We start from the raw sequence: 25072 nt of genomic DNA, 5'->3' as shown, positions 1-25072 counted from the left end.
GAGCTCACCGCAGGGGCCGACGACTGAAAGCAGTCCGCCAGGTCGGGAGCCGAATCCGCATGACGCACGTCCGCAGCGTCAGGTCTCGCCTTGCAGACGTGGGACCTGTCGGGACGCGTTCCAGAACTGGATCGGGCTCTGTCCGGCTCGGGACCGGAAGTTCTTGCTGAAGTTGGTGGCACTGCTGAAGCCGATGTGTGCGGCAACACGGACGGCGGGCTCGTCGCTGGAGGCCACGCGGCGCTTGGCCTCCAGCATGACTCGTCGGGGGTCGGACTTGGGGGCGTCGACGCCTGTCGTCAGGACGGTGTCGACGTAGCCGACGTGCAGTCCGGTGACGGCGATGCCGCGCGGCTGCAGTTCCAGGCGCAGGGAGTTGGTCTGCGACCACAGTGCGGCCTTGGAGGCGCTGTAGGAGCCGCCGAGCGCGATCCACGACAGCACGGAGTGCACGTTGAGGAGGTGGCCACCGCCGTTGCGCTCGATGACCGGCACGAAGGCCCGGGTGAGAAGCAGCGGGCCGTAGAAGTTGGTCTCGATACTCCCGGCGTACGTCGTCGACAGGGGAGTCGAGGAAGGACGCGCCCACCGAGGCACCGGCGTTGTTGATCAGCACGGTGACCTCCTGTGCCTGTGCGGCGGCTGCCGCGACCGAGGCCGGGTCGGTGACCTCCAGCGCCACCGGGACGGCGTCGGGGTGCGTCACGGTGCGCGGGTCGCGGGCCCTGGCGTAGACCTTGGCCGCACCGCGCACATACAGCTCCTCCACCAGCGCCTTGCCGATGCCGCGGCTGCCGCCGGTGACGAAGACGTTGGCGCCCTTCGGAGTGGTCATGACTGCCTTCAGAGAATCGAAAACCGATCGGTTTCCATCGCGGTAAACCGATCGGCTTCGAGGTGCAAGCTCAGCACGGCCTCGGCTTCACCGTGGCGTGCCGTACCCGTGGATCCCAGGGATGGTGAGCTCTCCCCCCGTCTGTCCGGCCTGGTCGATGTCGGCCTCGTCCAGGTCGAGCTGGAGTTTGAGGCCGAGCTTCCCGACCGTGCCGTAGAGCCACTCCGGAACGGTGTCGGGCGTGAGATGAAGGCGGAGGACGGCAGGCAGGGGAATTCCCTCGGCGCCGGAGACGGTGCCCGTCAGGCTCTCGACGTACATCGTGATGCGGTCGCCTCGCAGCGTGGAGGTCGAGCCGGGTGCTCCGTCGATGTGCTGGATCTGCGGGCCGACGGGTACGGACATCCTCAGGTCGCGGATCGTCGCACCGGCCGCGGAGAACTTGAGCACCCGTTTGGGGCCGGCGGCCGTGTCCACGGTGACCACGCCGCCGAAGACGACGTCCCGCAGCCGGAGGCGGCTGCCCTTCATGTTCCATGCCTCGGAGGCGAATCGACCGGCGCTCGTGTCCTCGGGGGCCTTGAGACCTCTGATGTCGCAGGTGCCGGTGGCTCCGGTGGTGGGTCCTGGCCGGGACGGCGCATCGGTGGTCCGGTGGTCGGGGGAGGGCGATGCGTGTGGCGCGGACGGTGGGGCCGACCGCTCCGGGGCTGCCGCCGGCGTCGGAGCGGCCGACTTCGGTGACGGGCTGACGTCGGGTGTCGGATTCCTCTGCTCGGTGTCGCCGCCGAGGAGGGAGCCGAGGAGGCCCGCGAGGCCGCTGGGGGCGGCGCTCGCGCTCTGCGAGGGGGGTGGAGCCGTAGTGGGGCTAGTTTCCTGGTCGTCGATGTGATCCGGCGGTGTGACGGATGCGTCGCTCGTGGGGGAGCTCGGAGTGGTGGTCGGAGTCGGCGCCGCGGCACGGGGTGATGGCTCGTCGCGACGGGCGCAGTCGACGCCGCCGCCGGCCCCCTCCTCGGGAACGGAATGCGCTGCGGTGGCGCTCGTGTCGACGGCGGCCGGACGCTGACTTCCCAGGACGAGAGCGGTAGGCAGCGCGGTGAGTGCGAGAGCCTTCCCGAGCGGCAGGCGCAGGCGGGTCAGCGTGGACGTCCGAGGAGCGGCGTGTCGGCTCTTCGGCGGCCGCACGAAGCGGACTTCTGGCGCCTCCTCGCGGATGTCGGGTGACTTGTCAGACATTCCCGGGCTCTCCCTCCGTGCGGACGGCATCGCGGGGGGTGTCCGCATCCACCGGGCCCCACGCCAGAGCCAGGAGTCCGCCCGTGGCCGCGAACAGCGTGCCGACGAAGAATCCGCCGAAGTTGGAGATGGGGAGCGACAGCACACCGAGGAAGACGGCGACGCATCCGGCGAAGAACCTGATGATCGGCTGGAACCACAGGAGCCCGCCGAGGACGATCAGCGTCAGGCCGATGATCAGCGATCCCGCGCCCGCGGTGGTGGACATCGCCACGGACAGGGCGCCCAGGGAGAGGTTGAAGTAGGGGAAGTAGATGATCGGCGCGGCGGCGAGGAGCACCAGGAGGCCCGCCCAGAAGGGGCGGGTGCGCCGCCAGGCCCGGAAGGCCCGGCGGGCGCCGGCGAAGCCGTTGTCACTGTGGGGGTGCGCGGGTGCGCCGGCACTGGTCATGGGGAAGCTCCCGGATCGTGGACGGGTGGGGGAGGGGCGGGAGCGGGTCAGAAGCAGTCGTGGCGGCCGGCCGCGATGTTCATGTGCAGGCCTGCCAGTTCGAACGTCCCGGCGGAGGTGGCCCAGACCTTCTGGTGGGCGTCGACGATCTCGATCGAGTCCGCCTGCTGTGCGTAGCCGTCGGGGTCGACGTGGTCCTTGGGGTTGACCTGGCCCTTGGTGATGGAGCCGGTGGCGACGCCGATGTCGACGTTGTGGAAGGTGCCGGAGGTGGCCTGGAGGTCGGTCATGTCGATGTAGAGGTCCTTGGCCTTGACCGCCGTACCCGATCCGCCCGCCTTGAGCGTCATGGTGTAGGTGCCGAGGACGGGAATGTCCACCGGCACGGACTGGCACATGTTGGTGATCTTCGCGTTCTCGAGGGCCGAGACGGTGACGGGTATGTGCTTGCCGTTCTTGGCGACGTCCACTGTGGCGTAGTTGGCGAATCCGCTGCCGCTCAGGGAGCCGGCCGAGACCTTGAAGTCGGAACCGGAGATGCTGAACGAAGCGGCCAGCGCGCCCTGGGCCATGGAGACGGCGACCGCCGCCGTGGCGGCCACCGTCGGCACCGCACCGATGGCGAAACGCTTCCAGTGGGTCTTGCCGATGCGCTGGGACATGTGTGGCCCTCCGTTGTCGAGGCGTGCGGGGTGAGAGGCCCGGGTGGGAAAAACGACACACCGGAGCGAGCTCGATAGCTCCACTATCGAGTGCCTGATAGTGGCACTATCGAGCTCGGCGGGGCAACCCCTGGTAACGCGATACTGGAGGGACAGTTGAGCGTGAGGGAGCGCATGAGGATTTCAGAGCTCAGCCGGCGGTCCGGGGTGCCGGTGGCGACCATCAAGTACTACCGACGGGAGGGGTTGCTCCCCGAGGGGCGCGCGCTGAACCCCACCACGGTCGAGTACGACGAGGAGCACATCCAGCGGCTCCGTCTGATCCGTTCCCTCATCCAGCTCGGCGGGCTGTCCGTCGCACGCACCCGCGAGGTGCTCGAAGCCGTCGACCGTCCACTGGACGCGTTCGAGACCCTGGGCGTCGTTCATCACGCCCTGCCCGTGCCTTCCGCGGAGACGAATGACCAGAAGGGCGGGGAGCGGGAGGGCGTTGCCGACGAAGGGGTGTCCGGTGGAGCCGGCGCGAGGGTCGAGGCCCTGATCGAGAACATGGGCTGGCAGATCTCCGACGCGTCACCGCACCGCCCTGCACTCGCCGAGAGCCTCGCGGCGCTGAGCCGCCTCGGCACCGACTACACGGCCGCCGAGCTCATCCCCTACGCGCGGCTCGCCACCGCCACCGCGGACCTGGACTTCGCGCAGTTCGAAGGGATCGAGGACCGTATCGCCCTCGCCGAGCGGGCAGTTGTCCTCACCGTGCTGTTCGAGCCCGTCGTCCGGCTTCTGCGGCGCCTGGCCCAGGAGGACGCGAACCATCGTCGCCATGACCGCCGTGCGTGCGGAGGGGGGGAGCAGCCGGGGGAGTGAGTCCCTGCGCCCACCAGGCGCCCTGCCGGCAGTTTCATGACGGCCGTTCCGTGCAGTAGGACCGCAGGTCCTTGCGCTGGGCGGCTGACCGGACTGAGCCCGGCCAGTAGGTCGGTGGCTCGATCAGCACGGAGCTGCTGACTGCCATTGCCTCATCCGCCGCGACCGACTACCTGTCCTCGCACAAGCCCGCCGTGCCGACCGTGGCACAGGCCGATGTCGACGGCTGCAGGGCCGTGTCCCGCGTCTCGAGCCGGGCAGGCCCCGCACCCGGCCGGATCGCGTGCGCGCCGATAAGGCGTACGCCTCCCGTATGAACCGCGCCTACCTGTGGCGGCGCGGGATTCGCTGCACCGTCCCGTCATCTGGAATCCCTGCCAGCGACTGCGCCCTTGCGGCAACCTGAGAATGCGCCCAGCGCCGTGGCAGAGGCCCAGCCAGAAGCGACTTGGCCAGGTCATTTGCCCACACGGTGAGGTCCAGGCTCGGCAGACTATGACGTGGGGCAAGGTTCCGACTGCTGATCAGCTGGACGTCCCAGGACGTCTCGATGACGTCCCACAGGACTTGGCTCCATTCGCTCACGGCAGACGAGAAACCGAGCAGGCAGGCGGTGGCGACCACCGAGAGCAGGGCCTGTTCGGCCCTGCGTCGTCGTTCCAGGAGCAGTGCGGGAAGTAACTGCCGGACCTGAGCTGCCCTGGGTCGCCACAGTGCGAGACGCCGCCGAGTATCTCGGCCTCTCGCCCCACACCCTCTATGTCTGGCGCCATCGCCGGCAAGGACCGCCGAGCTTCCGCATGGGTCCCCGCGGCCGCGTCATGTACCGGGTGGAAGCCCTCGACGCCTGGGTTCGCGAACAGGAACAGGCTGATTCGCGCTCCAACACGTCCCTGAGCCCGCTCAACACAGCACCACGGATGCGCTCGGACTGCGACGCGAGCGCCTGAGGGGCGCCCGCCCCACGTCCCTATCACCTACTGGAAGGAGCCGCTTGGCCGGCTACCTCGAAGACCGCTGGCTCACCAAGAAGAAAGACCCTGCCACCGGCAAGCGGGCACGCACGGCCCGCTACGGCAAGGGCTCCCGATACCGGGTCGCTGGTATCCCCGGGGTGCGGGGCAAGTCGTTCGATGTGCTCGAAGACGCCAAGGCGTGGCTACGCAGTGCCGGTACTGACAGCGAACGGGGTGAGTTCGTCGACCCGCGCGACGGATCGATCACGCTGGACGACTACGTGACACGCTTCTGGCAGACGGGAGTCCGTGGCGCGCCCGGTAGGGTCAAGCGCATCGACGAGCGGCTCCGCCTGCACATCCGACCGCATCTTGGCACGGTTCCCCTGCGCGACATCACGCCGGCGGTCCTGCGAGGGTATATCGCCGCGCTGGAGGGCGAATGCGCGCCGCGCTACGCACGGCATATCCTCACGTCGCTCTCGAACATCTTCGAGACGGCTATCGATGACAAGCGTCTCGTGCGTAATCCGATGCGGGCCAAGTCGGTGCGCTGGCCGAAGGCGCCGGAGGACCAACGGGAAGCCTGGCCGTTGGAGACAGCGTTGCGGGTTCGGGACGCGATCGGCCCGCGTTACCGCATCGCTGCGGTGGTCGCGCTGGGCTGTGGGCTGCGGCAGGGGGAGGTATTCGGGTTGTCACCTGAGGATGTCGATTTCGCCCGAGGGGCGCTGCGTATCCGCCGGCAGGTGCAGCTCCTGCACGGGCGCTTGTACTTCGCACTGCCGAAGGGCGGCAAGACGCGCGTCGTCGACATGCCTCCCTCGGTCGCCTCGGCGCTGGCCGAGTATTTCCTTGCGTACCCTGCCGTCGAGGTGGAACTGCCCTGGGGCGGTCCGGAGGATGACCGGGAGAGGAAGAAGTTCCCGCTCATTCTCACCGCGAAGTACGGCAACGCCATCCGGGCGAACATCTTCAATGTCGAGGTGTGGAAGCCCGCTCTGGCCGCGGCCGGCGTCATCCCGGTGCGGAATGCGGGGGAACGCTGGACGGCGTCTCGCAAGGACGGCTTCCACGTGCTGCGGCACACCTACGCTTCGGTCATCCTGGAAGCGGGCGAGTCCGTGGTCACGCTCGCTCGGTGGCTTGGCCACTCGACCCCCACCATCACCCTCGGCTTCTACGCCCACTTCATGCCCGAGGCCGGCGGGAAGGGGCGCGGTGCCATCGACGCACTCCTCAACCGAAGCGCCCGGCCCATCCAGGCCGGGTAGCGGGCACGCTACGTGGACGCATACGAGAAGAGGGGCGCAGCAAGTGCTGCGCCCCTCTTCGGCGTTCCGGTCCGGAAGTGCGGTTACCCTCCGTGATGTTCGGCGTCCGCCGTCGGTGCTGACGCCCCAGGGTTCAGCGAGACCATTGGCCCGCGGCGGGGAGAACCGGCCGACGCGGAGCACATCTCATTCTCCCCAGATTCTCCCCAGCGGCCTTGGGCAGTCCTTCTGGCGACTGCCTCGGCTCCCGTGAGGCCCTGGCACAGGTCCTCGGCGGCCGGTTACTCAGAGCCAGTCCTTCCGCTTGAAGATGAAGTACAAAGTGGTGCATACGATCGCCATCAGGGCGATGGCGAAGGGGTATCCGAGTGCCCAGTGCAACTCCGGCATCTCCCGGAAGTTCATGCCGTAGATCGTGCCGACCAGCGTCGGAGCGAACAGGATCGCCGCCCAGGATGAGATCTTCTTGATCTCCTCGTTCTGTTCGAACCCCGCCTCCGCCAGTGCCCGCATCTCCGCGTTCTGCTGCTGGGTGACCAGGGTCGCGTTGACCGTGAGGATCTCCGTGAGGGCCTGGCGGAAGCCGTCGACGCGCTCGCTGGTGTGGGTGACGTGGTCCGCCACGTCCCGTAGGTAGCGCTGGAGTTCCTCGTCGGTCTCGTACTTGGTGAAGCCCGCCATCAGGCCGTGCAGCATGCCGACGAGGGGGCGGGTGGCGCGCTGGAACTCGACCGTCTCGCGGGAGAGTTCGTAGATACGGCGGGAGACTTCCGGGTCGCCACGGAAGACCTCCGTCTCGATCTCGTCGATGTCGTTCTGCACGCCCGCGACGACCGGGGCGTAGCCGTCGACCACCGCGTCGAGGATGGCGTAGAGAACCGCCTCCGGGCCGAGCTTGAGGAGGTCGGGGGAGTCCTCCATGCGGCGGCGGACCGCGGAGAGATCGGGGGCCGCGCCATGGCGGACCGTGATCACGAAGTCCGGGCCGACGAAGACGTGCAGCTCGGCGAAGTCGACCTCCTCCGGCGCGTCGAGGTACCGGGCCGCCCGCAGGACGACGAACAGGGTGTCGCCGTACCGTTCCAGCTTCGGCCGCTGGTGCGCCTCCATCGCGTCCTCCACCGCGAGCGGGTGCAGGCCGAACTCGGCGGCCAGGGAGAGGAGTTCGTCGGAGGTCGGACGGGCCAGGCCGATCCACGCCATGCCCGCGGGGTGCTCGCGCAGTTCGCGGTAGGTCTCCGCGAGGGTCGCCGGCGTGGACACGCGCACGCCGTCCCGGTACAGCGCCGCCTCCACGACGCTCGGTTGCTCCCCGGGCGCCACCGCGGCCGCCGCGGACTCCGGCCGTGGCTGCTCGGCCGTGTCCGGCTCCGGCGGCAGCGCGCGCCGCCAGACTGACCTCCTGGCGCTCCGGCCGTTCCTGCCGTTCCCGGAGTTCTTCGGGACCGGACCCGGGCGTCGCTCGGACATCACGGCCGCCTCTCGGTGGCGCCTGCATCGGCGTGGCCAGTACGTCTCGGTGCAGGATATACGGGGCGTGCGCGGGGGAGCGGGGGCGGTCGAGGACAGAACCTGTCCTACTTCGGCGCTAGCGTGCCCGCATGACGAAGAAGCCGTCCGGCCCGGTCCTCGGCCCCCGCGCCCTCAACCGCGCCACCCTCGACCGCCAGCTCCTGCTGCGCCGCTCCGCGCGGTCGGCGCAGGAGGCCGTGGGGCACCTCGTCGGCCTCCAGGCGCAGAACGTCAAGCCGCCGTACTACGCCCTCGCCGCCCGCCTCCACGACTTCGTCCCCGCGCGGCTCGCCCGGCCCATGGCGGACCGGGAGGTGGTCCGGATCGTCACCCTGCGGTCGACCCTCCACACCCACACCGCCGACGACGCCCTCACCCTGAGGCCGCTCGTCCAGGCGGCCCGCGACCGGGAACTGACCCAGTTCCGCGCGGGCCTGGCCGGGGTGGACCTGGACCGCCTCGCCCTGCTCGCCCGGGAACTGGTGGAGGCCGAGCCGCGCACCATGGCCGAGCTCCGTACGGCCCTGAGCGCCGAGTGGCCGCACGCCGACCCGCGGTCCCTCGCCGTCGCCGCGCGGTGCCGGCTGCCGCTCGTCCAGGTCACCCCGCGCGGAGTGTGGGGGCACAGCGGGCAGGTCGCCCTCACCACCGCCGAGCACTGGCTGGGCCGCCGCGCTTTCTCCCCGAGTTCGACAACCTCCTGCTCTCCCACGCCGACCGCACCCGGGTCGTCCCGTCCGCGTACCGGGGCCGGGCCTGGCAGGGCAACCAGGCCTTCCGCACCCTGCTCGTGGACGGGTTTCTGGCGGGAGTGTGGCAGTGGGAGGAGGACACCGCCCTGGTCATCGAGACCTTCGGCGGCCTGAGCCGCGCCGAGCGCGCCGACGTCACCGAGGAGGCCGAGCGCATGCTGGCCGTCATGCACCCCGGGACCTCGTACGACATCCGGTTCGGGACGGTCGTCCATGGACAAGGGCATGGACAGGGGCGACAGGGGCGACAGGGGCGACAGGGGCATGGATAGGGGGCGCTGCGGGCTGCTCGTGGTAGCCCGCAACGCCCCCCGGTCACTCACCTGAGGGATACTCAGGAGACCTTCTGGTTACGAGTTGACCTGCGTGGTCACCAGGTTCGAGAAGGTGGTCAGCCGGGTGTAGACACCCGGGTAACCGGCCTCCGCGCACCCCTCTCCCCAGGAAGTGATCCCTGCCAGGACGCCCCCGATGAGCAGGGGACCGCCGCTGTCGCCCTGGCAGGTGTCTGTGCCGCCGGATGTGTATCCGGCGCAAACCATGTCGGTCTGGACGAAGTCCGAACCGTAGGAGCTCTTGCAGCTGGAGTCGGCCACGATCGGCACGGTCGCGGTCCGCAGCTGGTTGGAGGAGCTGCCGTTCTCCGAGGTGGTGCCCCAGCCCAGGATGCGGGCCGTGGTGCCGGCCGCGTACACGCCGGTCTGGGAGGAGCTGACGTACGACGCCGGGGTGTACGGCATCGACGTCGACAGGGTCAGCACGGCCACGTCGTCGCCGTTGGTGGCGTCCGTGTAGTCCGGGTTGATCCAGATCTTGCCGACCTTGCTGACCGTGCCGTCGGTGCCGTTCAGGTTCGTACGGCCGCCGACCACCCGGACGCTGCTGGTGGACTCGCCCTCCATGCAGTGCGCCGCGGTCACCACCTTGGTGGCCGACACCAGGGTGCCGCCGCAGAACTGGCTGCCGGACGCGTCCGTGATCTGCATCATGAACGGGTACGCGGTCGTGGTGGTCGTGGTGCCGCCGACGATCGGCTGGGGGGCGGCTGACGCGGTGGGGGACGCGATCAGCGCGGTCGCCGCGGCGGCAGCGGTGGCTGCCAGCACTGCGGCGGTCCTTCTTGCGCGGTGGTGCCCGAACATGAGTCTCCTCAGTGGGGGTTGCCGGTGGGGGTCGCGCGGGTGTGGGGGGTGCAGCACGGGGGTCGCGGGACCGGCCCCCGTATGCCCGGGCGAGCGGCACATCCATAAGCTAGGACCCGGAACCCCACCCTCCCAATGAGGGAACCCCCTAGGGGGGATGGGGGAGGGAAAACCCTCGGTCCGCCTCAGTTAACAAGAGCGGCGCTCAGTGCGCGCGCCGCCCTGCGGCCAAACGGACTATGTCGACCCGCGATCGGATGCCCAGCTTGCGGTAGACCCGGGTCAGGGTGGCCTCGACCGTCTTGACGCTGATGAACAGCCGGGCGGCGATCTCCCGGTTGGTGGCCCCCTCCATGACCAGCGCGGCGACCTGACGCTCCATCGCGGCCAGCCCCTCCAGCGCGGCCGGCTCGGCCGGCGGGACCACCGCGGGCTCGGGTTCCGGCGCCGAGACGGCCTCGTCCACCTGCCGCAGCCAGGGCAGCGCCCGGCACCGCCGGAACAGCCGGGTGGCCTCGTCGTACGCCGTCGGGGAGTGCCGCCCGCGCAGCGAGGCCAGCGCGAACGCGGCCCGAGCCTCCTCCAGGCCGTGACCCAGTTTGGCGAACCGGTCCTGAGCCGAGGTCAGCTGGGTGGCGGCCGTCTCGTGGTCGCCGCGCGCCGCGCGGACCAGCGCCTCGGCCCGGTCGAGGGCGGCGAGGACGCTCTCCCGGCCGAGCCTGAGCGCGTGCTCCCGGGTGACGTCGATGACGTCCTGCGCCTCGGCAGGCTCACCCACCCGGACGAGTGCCTCGGCGAGGTCCCCCTGCCAGCGGCCACGGGCCGGGTCGGTGATGCCGAGGCTCTGCTCCAGTTCCCGCACCCGGCGCAGCGAGCGGACGGTGCCCGCCGGGTCGCCCGCCACCAACTGGGCGTATCCGAGCGCGCCCAGGGCCCGGGACAGGTACATCGTGTCGCCGTCCTGTTCGGCGTGCTCCACCGCCTCCCGCGCCAGCGCCAGCCCCCGGTCGACGTCGCCGCCGGAGGCCTCGGCCAGTGAGGTGAGCATCGCGGAGGCGGTCTCGCCGATCCCGGAGTCATGGGCCAGGCCCAGTCCCTCGCGGGCCAGGTCCAGGGCCCGGCCGCAGTGCCCGGAGCGCAGTTCGGTCTCGGCGAGCCCGCGCAGGAAGTGCACCTCGCTCTCCACCTGGCCGCGCCGGCGCACCTCGCGCAGCAGCGCCGTGACCGTGGTCCGGGCCTCGGCCAGCTGGTCGCTCATCACGAGCCAGCGGAACCGGGCGCTGCCCGCCCCGTTGTGGTGGCAGGCCACGTTCGGGTCCTGCGGCTCCTTCAGGGCGCGCTTGATGGTGGCCGGCGCGTCCGGATGGCCCATCAGGGTCTCCACCTGCGCCTGCAGGGACAGCGCGAGGAGTTCGGTGCGCCGGTCGCCGCCCTGGGCCGCCAGGCCGGCCGAGTGCGCGGCCGCCTGCCGGGCCTCGGTGAAGTCTCCCTCCACGATCAGGGAGCGCCACGCCAGCTGGTAGTGGACCAGGCCCAGCAGCCGCGGGTCGTCGCCGGCGTCGGCGAGGGCGTGCGGGAAGGCCGCGTCCACCTCGGTCATGGTGTGGCCCGCGGAGTCGATCACGATGATCCAGGCCCGCACCCGGTCCGCCGGACGGGTGGCCCGGGTGAGCACCTCGCGGGCGATGTCCTGGGCGAGGTCGATCTCGCCCGCGCTGGTGGCGTCCTCGGCGGCCAGCAGCCGGCGCTCGTCGGGACCGGGCGTGTTGTCGGCCGGGGTGTGCCGGGCGGCGAGCAGCCCGATCTGCGCGGCCACCGAGGGCGCGCCCCGGTCCCTGGCCTGGGCGGCGGCCTCGGCGAGCCGCGCGGCCACCTCAGGATCGGTGCCGGTGGTGGCCAGGGCCAGGTGCCGGGCCCGCTCGATCGGGTCGGATGCGGCCGTGGACAGGGCCGCGTGCGCGGCCCGGCGCTCCTGCGCGGGCGCCTCCGCGTACAGCGCGGCGGAGATGAGCGGATGCGCGAAGCGTACGGCCGGTCCCTCCGGCTCGGTGGCCAGCAACCCCAGTTCGGCCGCCTGGGCGCACTCGGCCTCGGCGTTCTCCCGGCCGGCCGCGTGCAGCAGCGCCTGGGTGGGGCGGGCGCCGGCGCTGGCCACCAGGAGGGTGCGGCGGGCTTCCACGGAGAGCATGTCGAGACGGCTGAGCACCAGGGCGCGCAGCGAGGTGGGCACCGGCAGCGGCTCGCCGGGGCGGGGCGGGGTCGGGTTCTCGGCGAGGGCGCGGCCGAGCTCCAGGGCGAACAGCGGGTTGCCGCCGCTGGTGCGGTGGATCTCCCGGACCGTCGCCCGGGTCAGCCCGGCGTGCCCGCGGTGGTCGAGGAGCTCCGAGATCTGCGTGCGGTTGAGCGGCCCGAGGCGCACGGCGACGGTGTCCGGCGGCGACGCGCGGAGGTGGCGGTCGTACTCCTGGCCCTCCGTGCGGACCGCGCACAGCAGTTGGACCGGGGTGCCGCCGAGCCGCCGGGCGGCGAAGCCGAGGAGTTCGGCACTGGCCGGATCCAGCCACTGGAGGTCGTCCGCGACGATCAGCACCGGGCCCTCGGCGGCCAGCGCGCGCAGCGTGGACAGCACCGCGAGACGCAGGGCCAGGCCGTCACGCTGGAGGGTGGACTCGCCCCGCCCGGTCAGCGCCGACTCCAGGGCGGTGCGCTGGGCGCCCGGCAGCCGGCCGGAGACGTCGTCGAGGACCAGACCGAAGAGGTCCGCGAGGGCGAGGAAGGGAAGGTGGGATTCGGACTCGGTGGCCGAGCAGCGCAACACGGTGCGCGCGGACGGGGCGTATTCCGCGTCCAGCGCCCGCAGGACGGTCGATTTCCCGATTCCGGCGGGTCCGTGCAGGAGGACGCTGCCGCCCGAGGCGAGCTGGTCCCGGGCCGCCGCGACCAGCTCCGCCCGGCCGATGACCAGGTCGGGGCGGCATCTGGCAGGCTCCTGGAAGTCCCGTCGCACGGTCACCGCTCCCCTCCTGTGTCGTGTCCCAGCCAAATTCTAGGCAAGGAACGCGGAAATCCGGTCGGACGGCGTGGTGAGGGACATAACAGCGCCCTGGCGGAGGGGAATTCACAGCGCGTCCGCATGAATGGAATGCGTCCCCTCCGGTACAGCCCTCGGGTACTGGTGCGTCCCCTCCGGTACTCCCCTCCGCCACGGCGACAACCCCACCGGGCTATGGCAGCAACCCCGTGCGACGAGCCGTCGACACCGCCTCCCCCCGGGTGCGCGCGCCCAGCTTCCGCATCGCCGAACGCAGATAGCCCTTGACCGTCTCGGGCCGCAGCCCCAGCCGCTCGGCCACCGCCGCGTTGGTCGCGCCCGCCGCCACCCAGGCGAGAACGTCCAGCTCACGGGGGGCCAGGGTGGCTCCCGTGCGCGGGGCCGAGGTGGTCAGCAGACCGCAGGCGGCCAGGAGTTCGGCGCGCAGTTCGGGGTCGGTGATCCGCGGCGCCAGCGCCCGCAGCGCCGCATGCGCCTCCCGCACCTGCTCCCAGGCGGCTCCGGGCTGCGCCACGACGGCGGGTTCCGGCCGCGCCGCGGCCAGCAGCCCCCGGGCCTCGTCCTGCACGACCAGCGCCTGTTCCACGTCCCGGGCCGCCGCCACCGCCGCGCCCAGCGTCCGGTCGCCGAGCGGCTGGGCCGTGCGCAGCGCGCCGTACAGCACGCCCCGCACCCGGCGCCGTACCACCACCGGTACGGCGAGGACCGAGCGGATGCCCTCGGCCGCCACCGGGATGTCGTACTCGTGGCTGATCTGCCGGGAGACGGAGTAGTCGGTGACCGCGCACGGCCGGGCCAGCGCCACCGCCTTGCCGCCCAGACCGTTGCCCGAGGTCACCGCGAGCGAGCGCAGGGACATCGTGTGGGTGCCGCTCAGCTCGCTGATCCGCATCTGCGGCCGGCCCGCCTCGACCAGTCCGCCGAAGGCGATGGGGAGCCCGGTGACACGCCGGAGTCTGGCCAGCGCACCGCGTATCTCGACCGCCCCCGCGACCTCTGCTGCCACCTGTCCTGCCCCTTCGACCCTGGCCTCGTGCTGTCCACACCCCCGTTCGGGGGTAGTGAGACCTGCATCACGGATTACACGATGCCAGAGAGCCGCCCGGCAATGGTCCGGTACCGAAGGAGACGCGTATGACGAGTGCGACGGAGGACTTCCGCAGGGCACGGGACTTCCTGCTGGAACACCGGACGGACTACGCCACCGCCTACGAGGGTTTCGAGTGGCCGCGTCCGGACCACTTCAACTGGGCGCTCGACTGGTTCGACGTCATCGCCGAGGGCAACGACCGCACCGCCCTGCACATCGTGGAGGAGGACGGCTCCGAGACGAAGCTGTCCTTCGCCGAGCTGGCCGAGCGCTCCGACCGGGTGGCCAACCACCTGCGCGCGCGGGGCGTCGAGCCCGAGGACCGCATCCTCGTCATGCTCGGCAACCAGGCCGAGCTGTGGGAGACCGCGCTCGCCGCGATGAAGCTGCGTGCCGTCGTCATCCCGGCGACCCCGCTGCTCGGCCCGGCCGACCTGCGCGACCGCGTCGACCGGGGCCGGGTGCGGCACGTGCTGGTGCGCGCCGAGGACGCCGCCAAGTTCGACGAGGTGCCGGGGGCGTACACCCGGATCGCGGTGGGCGGAGTGCCGGTGGCGGGCTGGGAGCCGTACGAGGACGCGTACGTCGCCGCCGCCGACTTCGTGCCGGACGGCCCGACCCTCGCCGACGACCCGCTGATGCTCTACTTCACCTCGGGCACCACCGCCCACCCCAAGCTGGTCGAGCACACCCACACCTCGTACCCCATCGGGCACCTGGCCACCATGTACTGGATCGGCCTCAAGCCCGGCGACGTCCACCTGAACATCTCCTCGCCGGGCTGGGCCAAGCACGCCTGGTCGAACCTGTTCGCGCCCTGGAACGCCGAGGCCACCGTCTTCATCCACAACTACGCGCGCTTCGACGCGGGCCGGCTGATGGCCGAGATGGACCGGCACGGGGTGACCTCCTTCTGCGCCCCGCCGACCGTGTGGCGGATGCTGATCCAGGCCGACCTCACCCAGCTGGGCACCCCGCCCAGGGAGGTCGTGGCGGCCGGTGAGCCGCTCAACCCCGAGGTGATCGAGCAGGTCCGGCGGGCCTGGAACGTCACCATCCGGGACGGGTTCGGCCAGACGGAGACGGCCGTGCAGGTCTCCAACAGCCCGGGACAGCCGCTGAAGACCGGCTCGATGGGCCGCCCGAGCCCCGGGTACCGCGTGGAACTGCTCGACCCGGTGTCGGGCGCGCCGGGTGCGGCGGAGGGCGAGATCGCCCTCGACCTGTCGGCGCGGCCGGTGGGCCTGATGACCGGGTACCACGGCGACGCCGACCGTACGGCGGAGGCGATGGCGGGCGGCTACTACCGCACCGGCGACATCGGCGCCCGGGACGAGGACGGCTACATCACCTACGTCGGCCGCGCGGACGACGTGTTCAAGGCGTCGGACTACAAGATCAGCCCGTTCGAGCTGGAGAGCGCGCTGCTCGAACACGAGGCGGTGGCCGAGGCGGCCGTCGTGCCGGCGCCGGACGAACTGCGGCTCGCCGTGCCCAAGGCGTACATCGTGCTGGCCGCGGGCTGGGCGCCCGGCCCGGACACCGCGAAGGTGCTCTTCGAGCACTCCCGGCAGGTCCTGGCGCCGTACAAGCGCATCCGCAGGCTGGAGTTCGCCCCGCTGCCCAAGACGGTGTCCGGCAAGATCCGCCGGATCGAGCTGCGCGAGGCCACCGCGGCGGGCTCGGCCGAGGAGTACCGCGAGGAGGACTTCCGGTGACCTCCGGCGAACTGTCCTACACCCACGGCACCAGTGGCACCGCCCTGCTCGGCGACACGATCGGCGCCAACCTCGACCGGACGGCGGCCAGGTGGCCGGAGCGTGAGGCGCTGGTGGACGTGGCCTCCGGGCGCCGCTGGACGTACGCCGAATTCACCGCCGACGTGGACCGGTTGGCGCACGCGCTGCTGGCGAGCGGGATCGCCAAGGGCGACCGGGTGGGCATCTGGGCGGTCAACTGCGCCGAGTGGGTGCTGGTGCAGTACGCCACCGCCCGGATCGGCGCGATCCTGGTCAACATCAACCCGGCCTACCGCACCCACGAGGTCGAGTACGTCCTCAACCAGGCAGGGATCGCCCTGCTGTTCGCCTCGCTCCGTCACAAGAGCAGCGACTACCGGGCGATGGTCCAGGAAGTGCACGGCCGGTGCCCGCGGTTGCGCGAGACCGTGTACGTCGGGGACCGGAGCTGGGACGCGCTGGTGTCGCGCGGGACGTCCGGCAGCCGGGAGGAACTGCGCTCCCGGGCGGCGGAGTTGTCCTGCGACGACCCCATCAACATCCAGTACACCTCGGGCACCACCGGCTTCCCGAAGGGCGCCACGCTCTCCCACCACAACATCCTCAACAACGGGTACTTCGTCGGGGAACTGGTCTCCTACACGGAGCAGGACCGGATCTGCATCCCCGTCCCCTTCTACCACTGCTTCGGCATGGTGATGGGCAACCTCGCGGCCACCTCGCACGGCGCCTGCATGGTGATCCCGGCCCCGTCCTTCGACCCGAAGGCCACCCTGGAGGCGGTCCAGCAGGAGCGCTGCACCTCGCTGTACGGCGTGCCGACCATGTTCATCGCGGAGCTGAACCTCCCCGGCTTCGCCTCCTACGACCTCTCCACGCTGCGCACCGGCATCATGGCGGGCTCGCCCTGTCCGGTCGAGGTCATGAAGCGGGTGGTCGCCGAGATGCACATGGCGGAGGTCTCCATCTGCTACGGCATGACGGAGACCAGTCCGGTCTCGTTGCAGACCAGGATCGACGACGACCTCGAACACCGCACCGGCACGGTCGGCCGGGTGCTGCCGCACCTGGAGGTCAAGGTCGTCGACCCGGCCACCGGGGCCACCCGACCACGCGGCACGGCCGGTGAGTTGTGCACCCGCGGCTACAGCGTGATGCTCGGCTACTGGAACGAGCCCGGGAGGACGGCGGAGGCCGTCGACCCCGGGCGCTGGATGCACACCGGCGACCTGGCGACGATGCGCGAGGACGGGTACGTCGAGATCGTCGGCCGGATCAAGGACATGATCATCAGAGGCGGCGAGAACATCTACCCGCGCGAGATCGAGGAGTTCCTCTACGGCCACCCCGCGATCCGCGACGTCCAAGTGGTCGGCGTACCGCACGAGACGTACGGCGAGGAGGTCCTGGCCTGCGTCATCCCGCACGACCCCGCGGCCCCGCCGACCCTGGAGGACCTGCGCGAGTTCTGCGCGGGCCGGCTGGCCCACTACAAGGTGCCGACCAGGATCCGGATCCTGGAGGACTTCCCGATGACGGTCTCGGGCAAGGTGCGGAAGATCGAACTGCGGGAGAAGTACGCCGGGCAGTAGAGCGCCCCCCTCGCCCGCAGATCCTCACGCACCTGACCCGTGCAGTTCATCGGCGACCCCGTTCACCGCCTGCGGCGTCCCCGTGAGGTCCAGCACGAACAACGGCACCCCCAGGACGTCGGCCTGCTCACGCGCGTCCTCGGCGTACCCCGCGAGGGAGAAGTACGCGCAGCCGGCCCCCTCCGTCATCGCCGTCAGCCACAGGCACTCCACATCCCGTCGCGAGGCCGCCCGCACGGTCGGATCCACCTGCGCCACCAGCCCCCGGGCGGCCAGCCCGACCCCGGACGGCGGCCGCCGGTCGGCGCGGCGGATGTCCCGGTAGCCGAGCCAGCGCAGATAGAGCGCGGCGGCCGTGACCGCGTCCCGGGCGGTGCGGATCGTCACGGGACGGAAGGCGCCCCGGGGTTCGGGTCCGGGCGCCGGCGCGGACCCGGTGCCGGCCACCGGGACGCGCAGCACCGCCCCGCACGGGCAGCCCACCTCCGGCTGCGGCCACTGGTCCCGGCGGCCACAGGAACCGCAGCTCACCGTCACCCAGTCGTCGTCCCACGCGCGGTGCGCCACCGCCGTCACGCCGGCCGTGCCGTCGAGGCTCGGGGTGACCGGCGCGCCACAGGCGCAGGGGTAGGAGGGCGCGGTGTAGACGTGCTCGCGCCGACAGGCCGGACAGCGCACCGGCACGCTCTCGGACATGGCCCCACCTCAGGCGTCGCGTCGGTTCAGCCGTCCCATGGTGCTCCTGCCGGGGCCCGGTTGTCCGTCTCTTGACGACGTTCGCACCCCCACCTACATTGATTCCAGATAGTAGAAGTTATATTCCACAATACGGAATTCCGCTCACCGCGGGGCGCGACGGGAGCAGGCATCCGGCAGTCGAAAGCAGGAGTTCTCGATGGCTCGTATGACCGCTGCCCGCGCGGCAGTTGAGATCCTCAGGCGCGAGGGCGTCACCGATGCGTTCGGGGTGCCCGGCGCGGCGATCAACCCCTTCTACGCGGCGCTCAAGGCCTCCGGCGCCATCACCCACACCCTCGCCCGCCACGTCGAGGGCGCCTCGCACATGGCCGAGGGCTACACCCGTACCCGCCCCGGCAACATCGGGGTCTGCATCGGCACGTCGGGCCCCGCCGGCACCGACATGATCACCGGTCTGTACTCGGCCACCGGGGACTCCGTCCCCATCCTCTGCATCACCGGCCAGGCCCCCACCGCCGTGATCCACAAGGAGGACTTCCAGGCCGTCGACATCGCCGCCATCGCCAAGCCGGTGACGAAGATGGCGGTCACCGTGCTGGAGGCGGCCCAGGTGCCGGGCGTCTTCCAGCAGGCCTTCCACTTGATGCGCTCCGGCCGCCCCGGTCCCGTCCTCGTCGACCTGCCGATCGACGTCCAGCTCACCGAGATCGAGTTCGACCCGGACACGTACGAGCCGCTGCCCGTCTACAAGCCCGCCGCCACCCGCTCCCAGGTCGAGAAGGCGATCGGGATGCTGAACGCGGCCGAGCGTCCGCTGATCGTCGCGGGCGGCGGGGTCATCAACGCCGACGCCGCGGAACTCCTCGTCGAATTCGCCGAGTTGACCGGGATCCCGGTCGTCCCGACGCTGATGGGCTGGGGCGTGCTCCCCGACGACCACGAGCTGAACGCCGGCATGGTGGGCCTGCAGACCTCGCACCGCTACGGCAACGCGACGTTCCTGGAGTCCGACTTCGTCCTCGGCATCGGCAACCGCTGGGCCAACCGGCACACCGGCAGGCTGGACGTCTACACGGCCGGCCGGACGTTCGTCCACGTCGACGTCGAGCCGACCCAGATCGGCCGGATCTTCGCCCCGGACTTCGGCATCGCCTCCGACGCGAAGGCGGCGCTGGAGCTGTTCGTCGCGGTGGCCAGGGAGTCGAAGGCGGCGGGCGAACTGCCCGACCGGACCGCCTGGGCCGCCCGCGCGCAGCGGAAGAAGGCCACCCTCCAGCGCCGCACCCACTTCGACGACATCCCGATCAAGCCGCAGCGGGTCTACGAGGAGATGAACAGGGCCTTCGGCCCGGAGACCCGGTACGTCTCCACGATCGGCCTCTCGCAGATCGCCGGCGCCCAGATGCTGCACGTCTTCCGGCCCCGGCACTGGATCAACTGCGGTCAGGCGGGGCCGCTCGGCTGGACGATCCCGGCCGCCCTCGGCGTGGCGAAGGCCGACCCGGAGGCGCCCGTGGTGGCCCTCTCCGGGGACTACGACTTCCAGTTCATGCTGGAGGAGCTCGCGGTCGGCGCGCAGCACAAGATCCCGTACATCCATGTGCTGGTCAACAACTCCTACCTGGGCCTGATCCGGCAGGCGCAGCGGGCCTTCGACATCGACTTCCAGGTCAAGCTGGAGTTCGAGAACATCAACTCGCCCGAGCTGGGCGTCTACGGCGTCGACCACGTCAAGGTCGCCGAGGGCCTCGGCTGCAAGGCGATCCGGGTCCTCGACCCGGCGGACCTGGGCACGGCCTTCGAGCAGGCCAAGAAGCTGGCCGCGGAGCACCGGGTGCCGGTCGTGGTGGAGGCGATCCTGGAGCGGGTCACCGACATCTCCATGTCGGCCACCAACGACATCTCGAACGTGGTCGAGTTCGAGGAGCTCGCGACCGAGCCGGGACATGCCCCGACGTCCCTCAGGGCCCTGCGGGTCTGAACCGCTCGCGTCGATGGGGAAGAGGAGCCCGCCGCCCCCGTGTCGGCGGGCTCCTTGTGCGCTGAATATGCCCGACGCCTGGGGCTGTTGAAGCATGCTGAACGACGTTCAGAGCATAATTTGAGAATCGGCCGGTGCATTCGTGCCGCTACGTCAGGGTTCGGGGTGCTCGGAGAGTCCCGGCCAGTCGTCGGGTCCGCCGCCCTGCCACTCGATGAGGTCGCTCTCCTCGACCTCGATGCGGTCCAGGTCGGCCATCCGCAGGATCTCGATGACGTCGTCCAGATGCGAGGCGATGCCCAGGGTCACGTCCCCCTCGGTGACCCGCCGGGACCCGTCCAGGGCGGGCGCGTGCACGACGATGCGGGGGAACCTTGTCGGTGGGTGTGCTGTCATGCCTCAAGGCTCCTGCGACGGGGGCACGACCGCACGCCGAAGCGCCGGACGCGGGTGTCCGCCTCCGGCGCGTGTCCTACGGGTTCGGTCGGGTTCGGTGGACGGGCTGGGACCGCGGCGGGTGCGACGGAGCCGGAGCTGCCTTCCCTCTGGTCGGGAAGGGTCCCCGGTTCCTTCACCACCGCACTGGCTCGCACGCCGCCGCGGTCCTGGCCCCGCCCGCGCACCGGTCCGGACGGCCACCCCTCATGCGGGCCGTTCGGTGGTCGCGGGCCGTTCGTGGGCTCCGCCCGGCCACTGCCGGGCAGAGCGTCGACGCTTCGTCGAAGGGGTTCCGGGCGGCGCCGACGCCTGGGCGCGACAGGACAGATGTCGGCGGCGGCGCCGCCCGGAAGTCTCGGGATACGGCTCAGACCCGCGCGCCGGACAGGCGCTCGACCGCGCGCAGCAGCGCGGAGTGGTCCAGGCCGCCGTCACCCTGCGCGCGCAGGGAGGCGACCAGCTGGGCCACCACGGCGCCGACCGGCAGGGCCGCGCCGACACGGCGGGCCGCGTCGGTCACGATGCCCATGTCCTTGTGGTGCAGGTCGATGCGGAAGCCCGGCTCGAAGTCGCGGTTCAGGAAGTTGTCCCTCTTGCGCGCCAGCACGGTCGAGCCGGCCAGGCCGCCGCCCAGGACGTCGAGCGCGGCCGTCAGGTCCACCCCGGACTTCTCCAGGAAGACCACGGCCTCGGCGCACGCCTGGATGTTCACGGCGACGATGAGCTGGTTGGCCGCCTTCACGGTCTGGCCCGAGCCGTGCGGACCGCACAGCACGACGGTCCTGCCGAGCGCCTCGAAGACGGGCTTCGCGCGGTCGAAGTCGGCCTGCTCGCCGCCGACCATGATGGACAGCACGGCCTCCACGGCGCCCGCCTCGCCGCCCGACACGGGCGCGTCCAGGACGCGCAGGCCCTTGTCCGCGGCGGCCTTCGCCAGGTCGACGGAGGTCCCCGGGGTGATGGACGACATGTCGATGAGCAGGGTGCCGGGGCGGGCGTTCGCCAGGATGCCGTCCGGGCCGTAGGCGATGGCCTCGACCTGCGGTGACGCGGGCACCATCGTGACGACCACGTCGGCGTCGCGCACCGCGTCGGCGATCGAGGCCGCCGCGGTGCCGCCCGCCGCGGCCAGGCGGTCCAGCTTGTCCTGCTCCAGGGTGAACCCGGTGACGTCGTAACCCGCCTTGAGGAGGTTCTCGGACATCGGTGAGCCCATGATGCCGAGGCCTATCCAGGCGATCTTGGGCAGGGTGTCGGTCATATCGGGGTGCCTCTCTGACGTGCTCTGCCGATGGGGGAGTTCAGCGCGCTTCGCGGGGGAGCCAGTCGAAGGCCTCGGAGCTCGGGCGGTCGCCCGCCTTGTACTCCAGGCCGACCCAGCCGTCGTAACCGGCCTTCCGCAGCCGGCCGAGGAGTTCCTCCAGGGGGAGGGAGCCGGTGCCGGGGGCGCCGCGGCCCGGGTCGTCGGCGATCTGCACATGGCCGGTCTTCGAGGCGTACCGCTCGATCACCGACGGCAGGTCCTCGCCGTTCACGGACAGGTGGTAGAGGTCCATCAGGAAGCGCGCGTTGCCGAGTCCCGACGCCTCGTTCACCCGGTCGACGACCGCGACCGCGGCCGGCGCGGACACCAGCGGGTACCGCGGCGACTCAGGCGCGTTGAGCGCCTCGATCAGCAGGACCGCGCCGACGCGGTCGGCCGCCGCGGCCGCGCGGACCAGGTTCTCCAGCGCCAGCGCGTCCTGCTCGGCCGGGTCCGTGCCGGCCACGCGGTTGCCGTACAGGGCGTTGAGCGACCGGCAGCCGAGGGAGTGTGCGAAACCGGCCGCCACGTCGAGGTTGGCGCGGAACCGCTCCGACTCCTCGCCCGGGACCGACAGGGCGCCGCGGTCGGGTCCGGGCAGCTGTCCGGCGTAGAAGTTCAGGCCGGTGAGCCGGACGCCCGCGTCCGTGATCGCGCCGCGCAGCGCGTCGAGTGAGGGCTGTGCGGGCGTGGGGGAGTCGACCCAGGGCCACCACAGCTCGACCGCGGTGAAGCCGGCCGCGGCGGCGGCCGCGGGGCGTTCCAGCAGCGGGAGTTCCGTGAAGAGGATCGACAGGTTGACGGTGAAGCGCTGCGCGGCGGCTGTGCTCCGTGCGAAACCCGGCATGGGGGCCGACGCTCCCTTCGGTGGTGCGAGTTTCCGTAATGTGGAAGTATGTTTCTGCTTAACGGAAGACTGCCTGTGCTCGGGGAAGGATGTCAAGAGCGTCCGCGGGCGACCGCGCCCTACCCTGAAGACATGGCCCGGCCCAACGACGAGGTCGCCGCGCTGTTCCAGGAGTACGCGGACCTGATCTCGATCACCGGCGGAGACGCGTTCAAGGCGCGTGTCTACGAGAAGGCCGCCCGATCGGTCGGCGGCCACCACGCCGACGTCTCCACGCTCGACCTCAAGGGACTCCAGGAGATCCCGAACGTCGGGAGATCCATCGCCCACAAGATCCTGGAGTTCCTCGCCGACGGCAGGGTGACGGCCGTGGAGGACCTGCGCGCGAAGATCCCGGCGGGCGTCCGGCGGCTCACCGCCGTCCCCACCCTCGGCCCCCGGAAGGCACTGGCCCTCTACGAGGAGCTGGGCGTCCGCTCGGTCGACGAACTCGCCGACGCCATCACCAGGAACGCCTGCGTGACCTCAAGGGCTTCGGGCCCAAGACCGAGCAGAACATCCTGCACGGCATCGAACTGCTCAGGTCGGCCGGCGGCCGGGTCCGACTCGACGTGGCCATGGACCTGGCCGAGGACGTCGTCGCCGCGCTGTCCGCCGTGCCCGGCTGCGAGCGCTGCACCTACGCCGGATCGCTGCGCCGGATGCGCGAGACGATCGGCGACGTCGACGTCCTCGTGGCGGCCGAGCGGTCGGCCCCCGTCATGCGGGCCTTCACCGCGCTGCCGTACGTCACGGAGGTCGTCGGACAGGGTGAGAAGAAGACGTCCGTGCGCACCGGCCGGGGGCTCGCCGTCGACCTGCGGGTCGTACCGGCGGACTCCTGGGGCGCCGCGCTCCAGTACTTCACCGGCTCCAAGGCCCACAACATCCGCACCCGGGAACGGGCCGTGCACCACCGGCTCAAGCTCTCCGAGTACGGCCTGTTCGACGTCGAGAGCGGCGCGAAGACCGTCTCCCGGACCGAGGAGGAGGTGTACGACCGCCTCGGCCTGCCCTGGATCCCGCCCACCCTGCGCGAGGACCGCGGGGAGATCGAGGCCGGGCTGCGCGGGGAACTGCCCGCCCTGGTGACCGAGGCGGACCTGCGGGGCGACCTGCACACCCACACCGACCTCACCGACGGCCTCGCCCCGCTCACCGAGATGGTCGAGGCCGCCGCCCGGCGCGGCTACGCCTACTACGCGATCACCGACCACGCACCCGACATGGCCATGCAGCGCATGACGGACGAGCGGATGCTCGCCCAGCGCGAGCAGGTCCGCGCCCTCGACGGCACCTGTCCCACCCGGGGGCGGCGCGGCGGGCTGCGGCTGCTGCACGGCACCGAGCTGAACATCGGCCCCGCGGGCGAGGTGGACTGGCCCGACGACTTCCTCGCCGGGTTCGACCTGTGCGTGGCCTCGGTCCACTCCCACTTCACCCAGAGCCGCGAAGCCCTGACCCGGCGCCTGGTGCGGGCCTGCGAGAACCCGTACGTGAACATCATCGGCCACCCCACCACCCGCCTCATCGGCAGGCGGCCCCCGATCGACGCCGACCTCGACGCGGTCTTCGCCGCCTGCGCCCGCACCGGCACGGCCCTGGAGATCAACGCCCACCCGGACCGCCTCGACCTGCGCGACGAGGACATCCTGCGGGCCCGCAGGCACGGCGTGCGGTTCGCCGTGAACAGCGACGCGCACGCCGTCCCGCACCTCGACACCATGCGCTACGGCATCGGCACCGCCCAGCGCGGCTGGCTCACCGGGGACGACGTCATCAACACCTGGCCCGAGCGGCGGCTGCGGAGCTTTCTGCGCAAGGGCGGGTGACCCGGGAGGACTGCCCGAAGAGCCCTGCCGCGCGTTAGGTTGAGCCCGTGCGATTGAGAGTGGAGTTCACGACCGAGCCCTTCGACCTCGACGAGGCCCCCGCGCACGCGCTGGTCGCCCGGGAGGTCATCGAGGGCGCGCAGCTGGACGCGGTGGACGTCGGTCCGTTCGGGAACACGGCGGAGGGCGGCTCGGACGCCGTACTCACCGCCGTGGACACGCTGCTGCGCAGGGCCCTTCAGGCCGGGGCCACCCGGATCTCGCTCCAGGTCAACGTGGTGGGAGAGGGCGGCCGGCAGTGACCGGAAACGGCGACGAGCCCTTCATCACGGCCGTGAAGCCGCTGGTCGACGCCATGGGCGGGGAACTGCTCCCGCCCGACGAGGCCGGTCCCGACGACGTCGTGCTCGCCTGGGAGGGCGTCGACGCGGTCGCCGTACGGCTGCCGCAGCTCGCCGACTCCCTCGACCACATCCTGGCCGCCATGGAGCGCAAGCGGGGCAAGCCGCTCGCCGACCTGGACCGCAAGGCGAAGCAGGAGGTCGTGCGCATACTGGAGGCACGGGGCGCCTTCTCGGTACGGCACGGCGTGGAGACCGTGGCGAGCGCGCTCGGCGTGAGCCGCTTCACCGTCTACAACTACCTGAACCGCGACAAGGAGAGCTGAGCGCCACCGAATTTTCAACAAAGTGTTGACTCGGTGTTCCGGAGGGCGTTAGCTGACCGCAGTCCGTTCAGCACGAAGGCCGCCCACGGCCACGGAGGCTCCC

19 protein-coding genes and 6 pseudogenes are annotated in these 25072 nt (G+C 71.3%); 11 read left to right on the top strand and 14 right to left on the bottom strand.

The genetic code is table 11. The features are described 5' to 3' along the window. Positions 1-264 precede the first annotated feature (264 nt). The 4 genes and pseudogenes from AB0958_RS06795 to AB0958_RS06780 form a co-directional block, all read right to left on the bottom strand. Positions 265-835: pseudogene (locus tag AB0958_RS06795) on the bottom strand (SDR family oxidoreductase); the annotation flags it as partial. An 87-nt stretch (positions 836-922) separates the two neighbouring features. Next, positions 923-1366: a hypothetical protein gene (locus AB0958_RS06790; RefSeq protein ID WP_366889231.1), complete on the bottom strand. Its 444-nt coding sequence runs from the start codon at positions 1364-1366 to the stop codon at positions 923-925. Between the two features lie 700 nt (positions 1367-2066). Further along, positions 2067-2525, bottom strand: coding sequence for a DUF6114 domain-containing protein (locus AB0958_RS06785; protein ID WP_366889230.1), 459 nt, complete (start codon positions 2523-2525; stop codon positions 2067-2069). A gap of 47 nt (positions 2526-2572) precedes the next feature. Further along, positions 2573-3187: a DUF6230 family protein gene (locus AB0958_RS06780; RefSeq protein ID WP_366889229.1), complete on the bottom strand. Its 615-nt coding sequence runs from the start codon at positions 3185-3187 to the stop codon at positions 2573-2575. A gap of 174 nt (positions 3188-3361) precedes the next feature. On the opposite strand from AB0958_RS06780, the gene AB0958_RS06775 reads away from it, so the two are divergent. Together AB0958_RS06775 and AB0958_RS06770 are read left to right on the top strand one after the other, a co-directional pair. Then, entirely contained in the window at positions 3362-4054 is a 693-nt protein-coding gene (locus AB0958_RS06775) for a MerR family transcriptional regulator (RefSeq protein ID WP_366889228.1), read from the top strand. A gap of 244 nt (positions 4055-4298) precedes the next feature. Next, positions 4299-4415, top strand: a pseudogene (locus tag AB0958_RS06770) (IS5/IS1182 family transposase); the annotation flags it as partial. 8 nt (positions 4416-4423) lie between these two features. On the opposite strand, the pseudogene AB0958_RS06765 reads toward AB0958_RS06770, so the two are convergent. Continuing rightward, positions 4424-4537 (bottom strand): annotated as a pseudogene (locus tag AB0958_RS06765) (phosphohydrolase); the annotation flags it as partial. 105 nt (positions 4538-4642) lie between these two features. After that, positions 4643-4758, bottom strand: a pseudogene (locus tag AB0958_RS06760) (transposase); the annotation flags it as partial. Between AB0958_RS06760 and AB0958_RS06755 the strand changes: the two are divergent. Together AB0958_RS06755 and AB0958_RS06750 are read left to right on the top strand one after the other, a co-directional pair. Beyond that, on the top strand, positions 4723-5004 hold the full coding sequence (locus tag AB0958_RS06755; protein ID WP_366889226.1) for a helix-turn-helix domain-containing protein: 282 nt from the start codon (positions 4723-4725) through the stop codon (positions 5002-5004). The pseudogene AB0958_RS06760 and the gene AB0958_RS06755 sit on opposite strands and share 36 nt — an antisense overlap. A 44-nt stretch (positions 5005-5048) precedes the next feature. Further along, complete coding sequence (locus tag AB0958_RS06750) at positions 5049-6284, top strand: site-specific integrase (protein WP_366889225.1); 1236 nt, start codon at positions 5049-5051, stop codon at positions 6282-6284. Between the two features lie 285 nt (positions 6285-6569). On the opposite strand, the gene AB0958_RS06745 is transcribed toward AB0958_RS06750, so the two are convergent. Then, positions 6570-7754, bottom strand: a complete 1185-nt coding sequence (locus AB0958_RS06745; protein WP_366889224.1) for a magnesium and cobalt transport protein CorA — start codon at positions 7752-7754, stop codon at positions 6570-6572. A gap of 131 nt (positions 7755-7885) precedes the next feature. Between AB0958_RS06745 and AB0958_RS06740 the strand changes: the two are divergent. After that, a pseudogene (locus AB0958_RS06740) lies at positions 7886-8820 on the top strand (crosslink repair DNA glycosylase YcaQ family protein). Between the two features lie 78 nt (positions 8821-8898). Here the strand turns inward: AB0958_RS06740 and AB0958_RS06735 are convergent. The 3 genes from AB0958_RS06735 to AB0958_RS06725 form a co-directional block, all read right to left on the bottom strand. Further along, positions 8899-9690, bottom strand: a complete 792-nt coding sequence (locus AB0958_RS06735) for a serine protease (RefSeq protein WP_366889223.1) — start codon at positions 9688-9690, stop codon at positions 8899-8901. Positions 9691-9895: 205 nt separating this feature from the next. Continuing rightward, on the bottom strand, positions 9896-12703 hold the full coding sequence (locus AB0958_RS06730; protein WP_366889222.1) for an AAA family ATPase: 2808 nt from the start codon (positions 12701-12703) through the stop codon (positions 9896-9898). Positions 12704-12914: 211 nt separating this feature from the next. Next, positions 12915-13748, bottom strand: a complete 834-nt coding sequence (locus tag AB0958_RS06725) for a helix-turn-helix transcriptional regulator (RefSeq protein WP_366889221.1) — start codon at positions 13746-13748, stop codon at positions 12915-12917. A gap of 128 nt (positions 13749-13876) precedes the next feature. Between AB0958_RS06725 and AB0958_RS06720 the strand changes: the two genes are divergently transcribed. Together AB0958_RS06720 and AB0958_RS06715 are read left to right on the top strand one after the other, a co-directional pair. Beyond that, positions 13877-15550, top strand: coding sequence for an AMP-binding protein (locus AB0958_RS06720; protein ID WP_366889220.1), 1674 nt, complete (start codon positions 13877-13879; stop codon positions 15548-15550). After that, positions 15547-17163, top strand: a complete 1617-nt coding sequence (locus AB0958_RS06715; protein ID WP_366889219.1) for an AMP-binding protein — start codon at positions 15547-15549, stop codon at positions 17161-17163. The genes AB0958_RS06720 and AB0958_RS06715 overlap by 4 nt, the downstream gene beginning before the upstream one ends. A gap of 24 nt (positions 17164-17187) precedes the next feature. Here AB0958_RS06715 and AB0958_RS06710 read toward each other — a convergent pair whose 3' ends face one another. Continuing rightward, complete coding sequence (locus AB0958_RS06710) at positions 17188-17859, bottom strand: hypothetical protein (protein WP_366889218.1); 672 nt, start codon at positions 17857-17859, stop codon at positions 17188-17190. A gap of 199 nt (positions 17860-18058) precedes the next feature. Between AB0958_RS06710 and gcl the strand changes: the two genes are divergently transcribed. Beyond that, complete coding sequence (gene gcl / locus AB0958_RS06705) at positions 18059-19843, top strand: glyoxylate carboligase (protein ID WP_366889217.1); 1785 nt, start codon at positions 18059-18061, stop codon at positions 19841-19843. 153 nt (positions 19844-19996) lie between these two features. Here the strand turns inward: gcl and AB0958_RS06700 are convergent, their stop codons facing one another. The 3 genes from AB0958_RS06700 to AB0958_RS06690 all read right to left on the bottom strand — a co-directional run bounded on the left by AB0958_RS06700 (position 19997) and on the right by AB0958_RS06690 (position 22431). Beyond that, positions 19997-20239 (bottom strand): hypothetical protein, encoded by a 243-nt coding sequence (locus AB0958_RS06700; RefSeq protein ID WP_366889216.1) that lies wholly within the window; start codon positions 20237-20239, stop codon positions 19997-19999. Positions 20240-20648: 409 nt separating this feature from the next. Next, the gene (locus tag AB0958_RS06695; RefSeq protein ID WP_366889215.1) at positions 20649-21542 is read right to left on the bottom strand and encodes a 2-hydroxy-3-oxopropionate reductase; all 894 of its coding nucleotides are present in this window, start codon (positions 21540-21542) and stop codon (positions 20649-20651) included. 40 nt (positions 21543-21582) lie between these two features. Next, a complete protein-coding gene (locus AB0958_RS06690) occupies positions 21583-22431 on the bottom strand; it encodes a TIM barrel protein (RefSeq protein ID WP_366889214.1) in 849 nt (282 codons plus the stop codon). Positions 22432-22563: 132 nt separating this feature from the next. On the opposite strand from AB0958_RS06690, the pseudogene polX reads away from it, so the two are divergent. From polX to AB0958_RS06675, 3 genes and pseudogenes are all read left to right on the top strand, one after another. Continuing rightward, positions 22564-24302: pseudogene (gene polX, locus AB0958_RS06685) on the top strand (DNA polymerase/3'-5' exonuclease PolX). 47 nt (positions 24303-24349) lie between these two features. After that, positions 24350-24604 carry a hypothetical protein gene (locus AB0958_RS06680; protein ID WP_132891472.1) on the top strand — a complete coding sequence of 85 codons (255 nt, stop codon included), beginning with the start codon at positions 24350-24352 and terminating at the stop codon, positions 24602-24604. After that, positions 24601-24969, top strand: coding sequence for a helix-turn-helix domain-containing protein (locus tag AB0958_RS06675; RefSeq protein WP_360525779.1), 369 nt, complete (start codon positions 24601-24603; stop codon positions 24967-24969). Before AB0958_RS06680 ends, AB0958_RS06675 begins: the two co-directional genes overlap by 4 nt. Positions 24970-25072 lie beyond the last annotated feature (103 nt).

This window comes from Streptomyces sp. NPDC006655, assembly GCF_040703965.1.
Lineage (GTDB): Bacteria > Actinomycetota > Actinomycetes > Streptomycetales > Streptomycetaceae > Streptomyces.
Note: the sequence above shows the minus strand (reverse complement) of the source record. Positions and strands in the feature narration are given on the sequence as shown.

Bases quoted from the DNA above. Each gene is read 5' to 3' on its own strand.
- AB0958_RS06790 (WP_366889231.1), bottom strand. From the start codon at position 1,366: ATGAAGGGCAGCCGCCTCCGGCTGCGGGACGTCGTCTTCGGCGGCGTG.
- AB0958_RS06785 (WP_366889230.1), bottom strand. From the start codon at position 2,525: ATGACCAGTGCCGGCGCACCCGCGCACCCCCACAGTGACAACGGCTTC.
- AB0958_RS06780 (WP_366889229.1), bottom strand. From the start codon at position 3,187: ATGTCCCAGCGCATCGGCAAGACCCACTGGAAGCGTTTCGCCATCGGT.
- AB0958_RS06775 (WP_366889228.1), top strand. From the start codon at position 3,362: ATGAGGATTTCAGAGCTCAGCCGGCGGTCCGGGGTGCCGGTGGCGACC.
- AB0958_RS06745 (WP_366889224.1), bottom strand. From the start codon at position 7,754: ATGTCCGAGCGACGCCCGGGTCCGGTCCCGAAGAACTCCGGGAACGGC.
- AB0958_RS06735 (WP_366889223.1), bottom strand. From the start codon at position 9,690: ATGTTCGGGCACCACCGCGCAAGAAGGACCGCCGCAGTGCTGGCAGCC.
- AB0958_RS06720 (WP_366889220.1), top strand. From the start codon at position 13,877: ATGACGAGTGCGACGGAGGACTTCCGCAGGGCACGGGACTTCCTGCTG.
- AB0958_RS06710 (WP_366889218.1), bottom strand. From the start codon at position 17,859: ATGTCCGAGAGCGTGCCGGTGCGCTGTCCGGCCTGTCGGCGCGAGCAC.
- gcl (WP_366889217.1), top strand. From the start codon at position 18,059: ATGGCTCGTATGACCGCTGCCCGCGCGGCAGTTGAGATCCTCAGGCGC.
- AB0958_RS06700 (WP_366889216.1), bottom strand. From the start codon at position 20,239: ATGACAGCACACCCACCGACAAGGTTCCCCCGCATCGTCGTGCACGCG.
- AB0958_RS06695 (WP_366889215.1), bottom strand. From the start codon at position 21,542: ATGACCGACACCCTGCCCAAGATCGCCTGGATAGGCCTCGGCATCATG.
- AB0958_RS06690 (WP_366889214.1), bottom strand. From the start codon at position 22,431: ATGCCGGGTTTCGCACGGAGCACAGCCGCCGCGCAGCGCTTCACCGTC.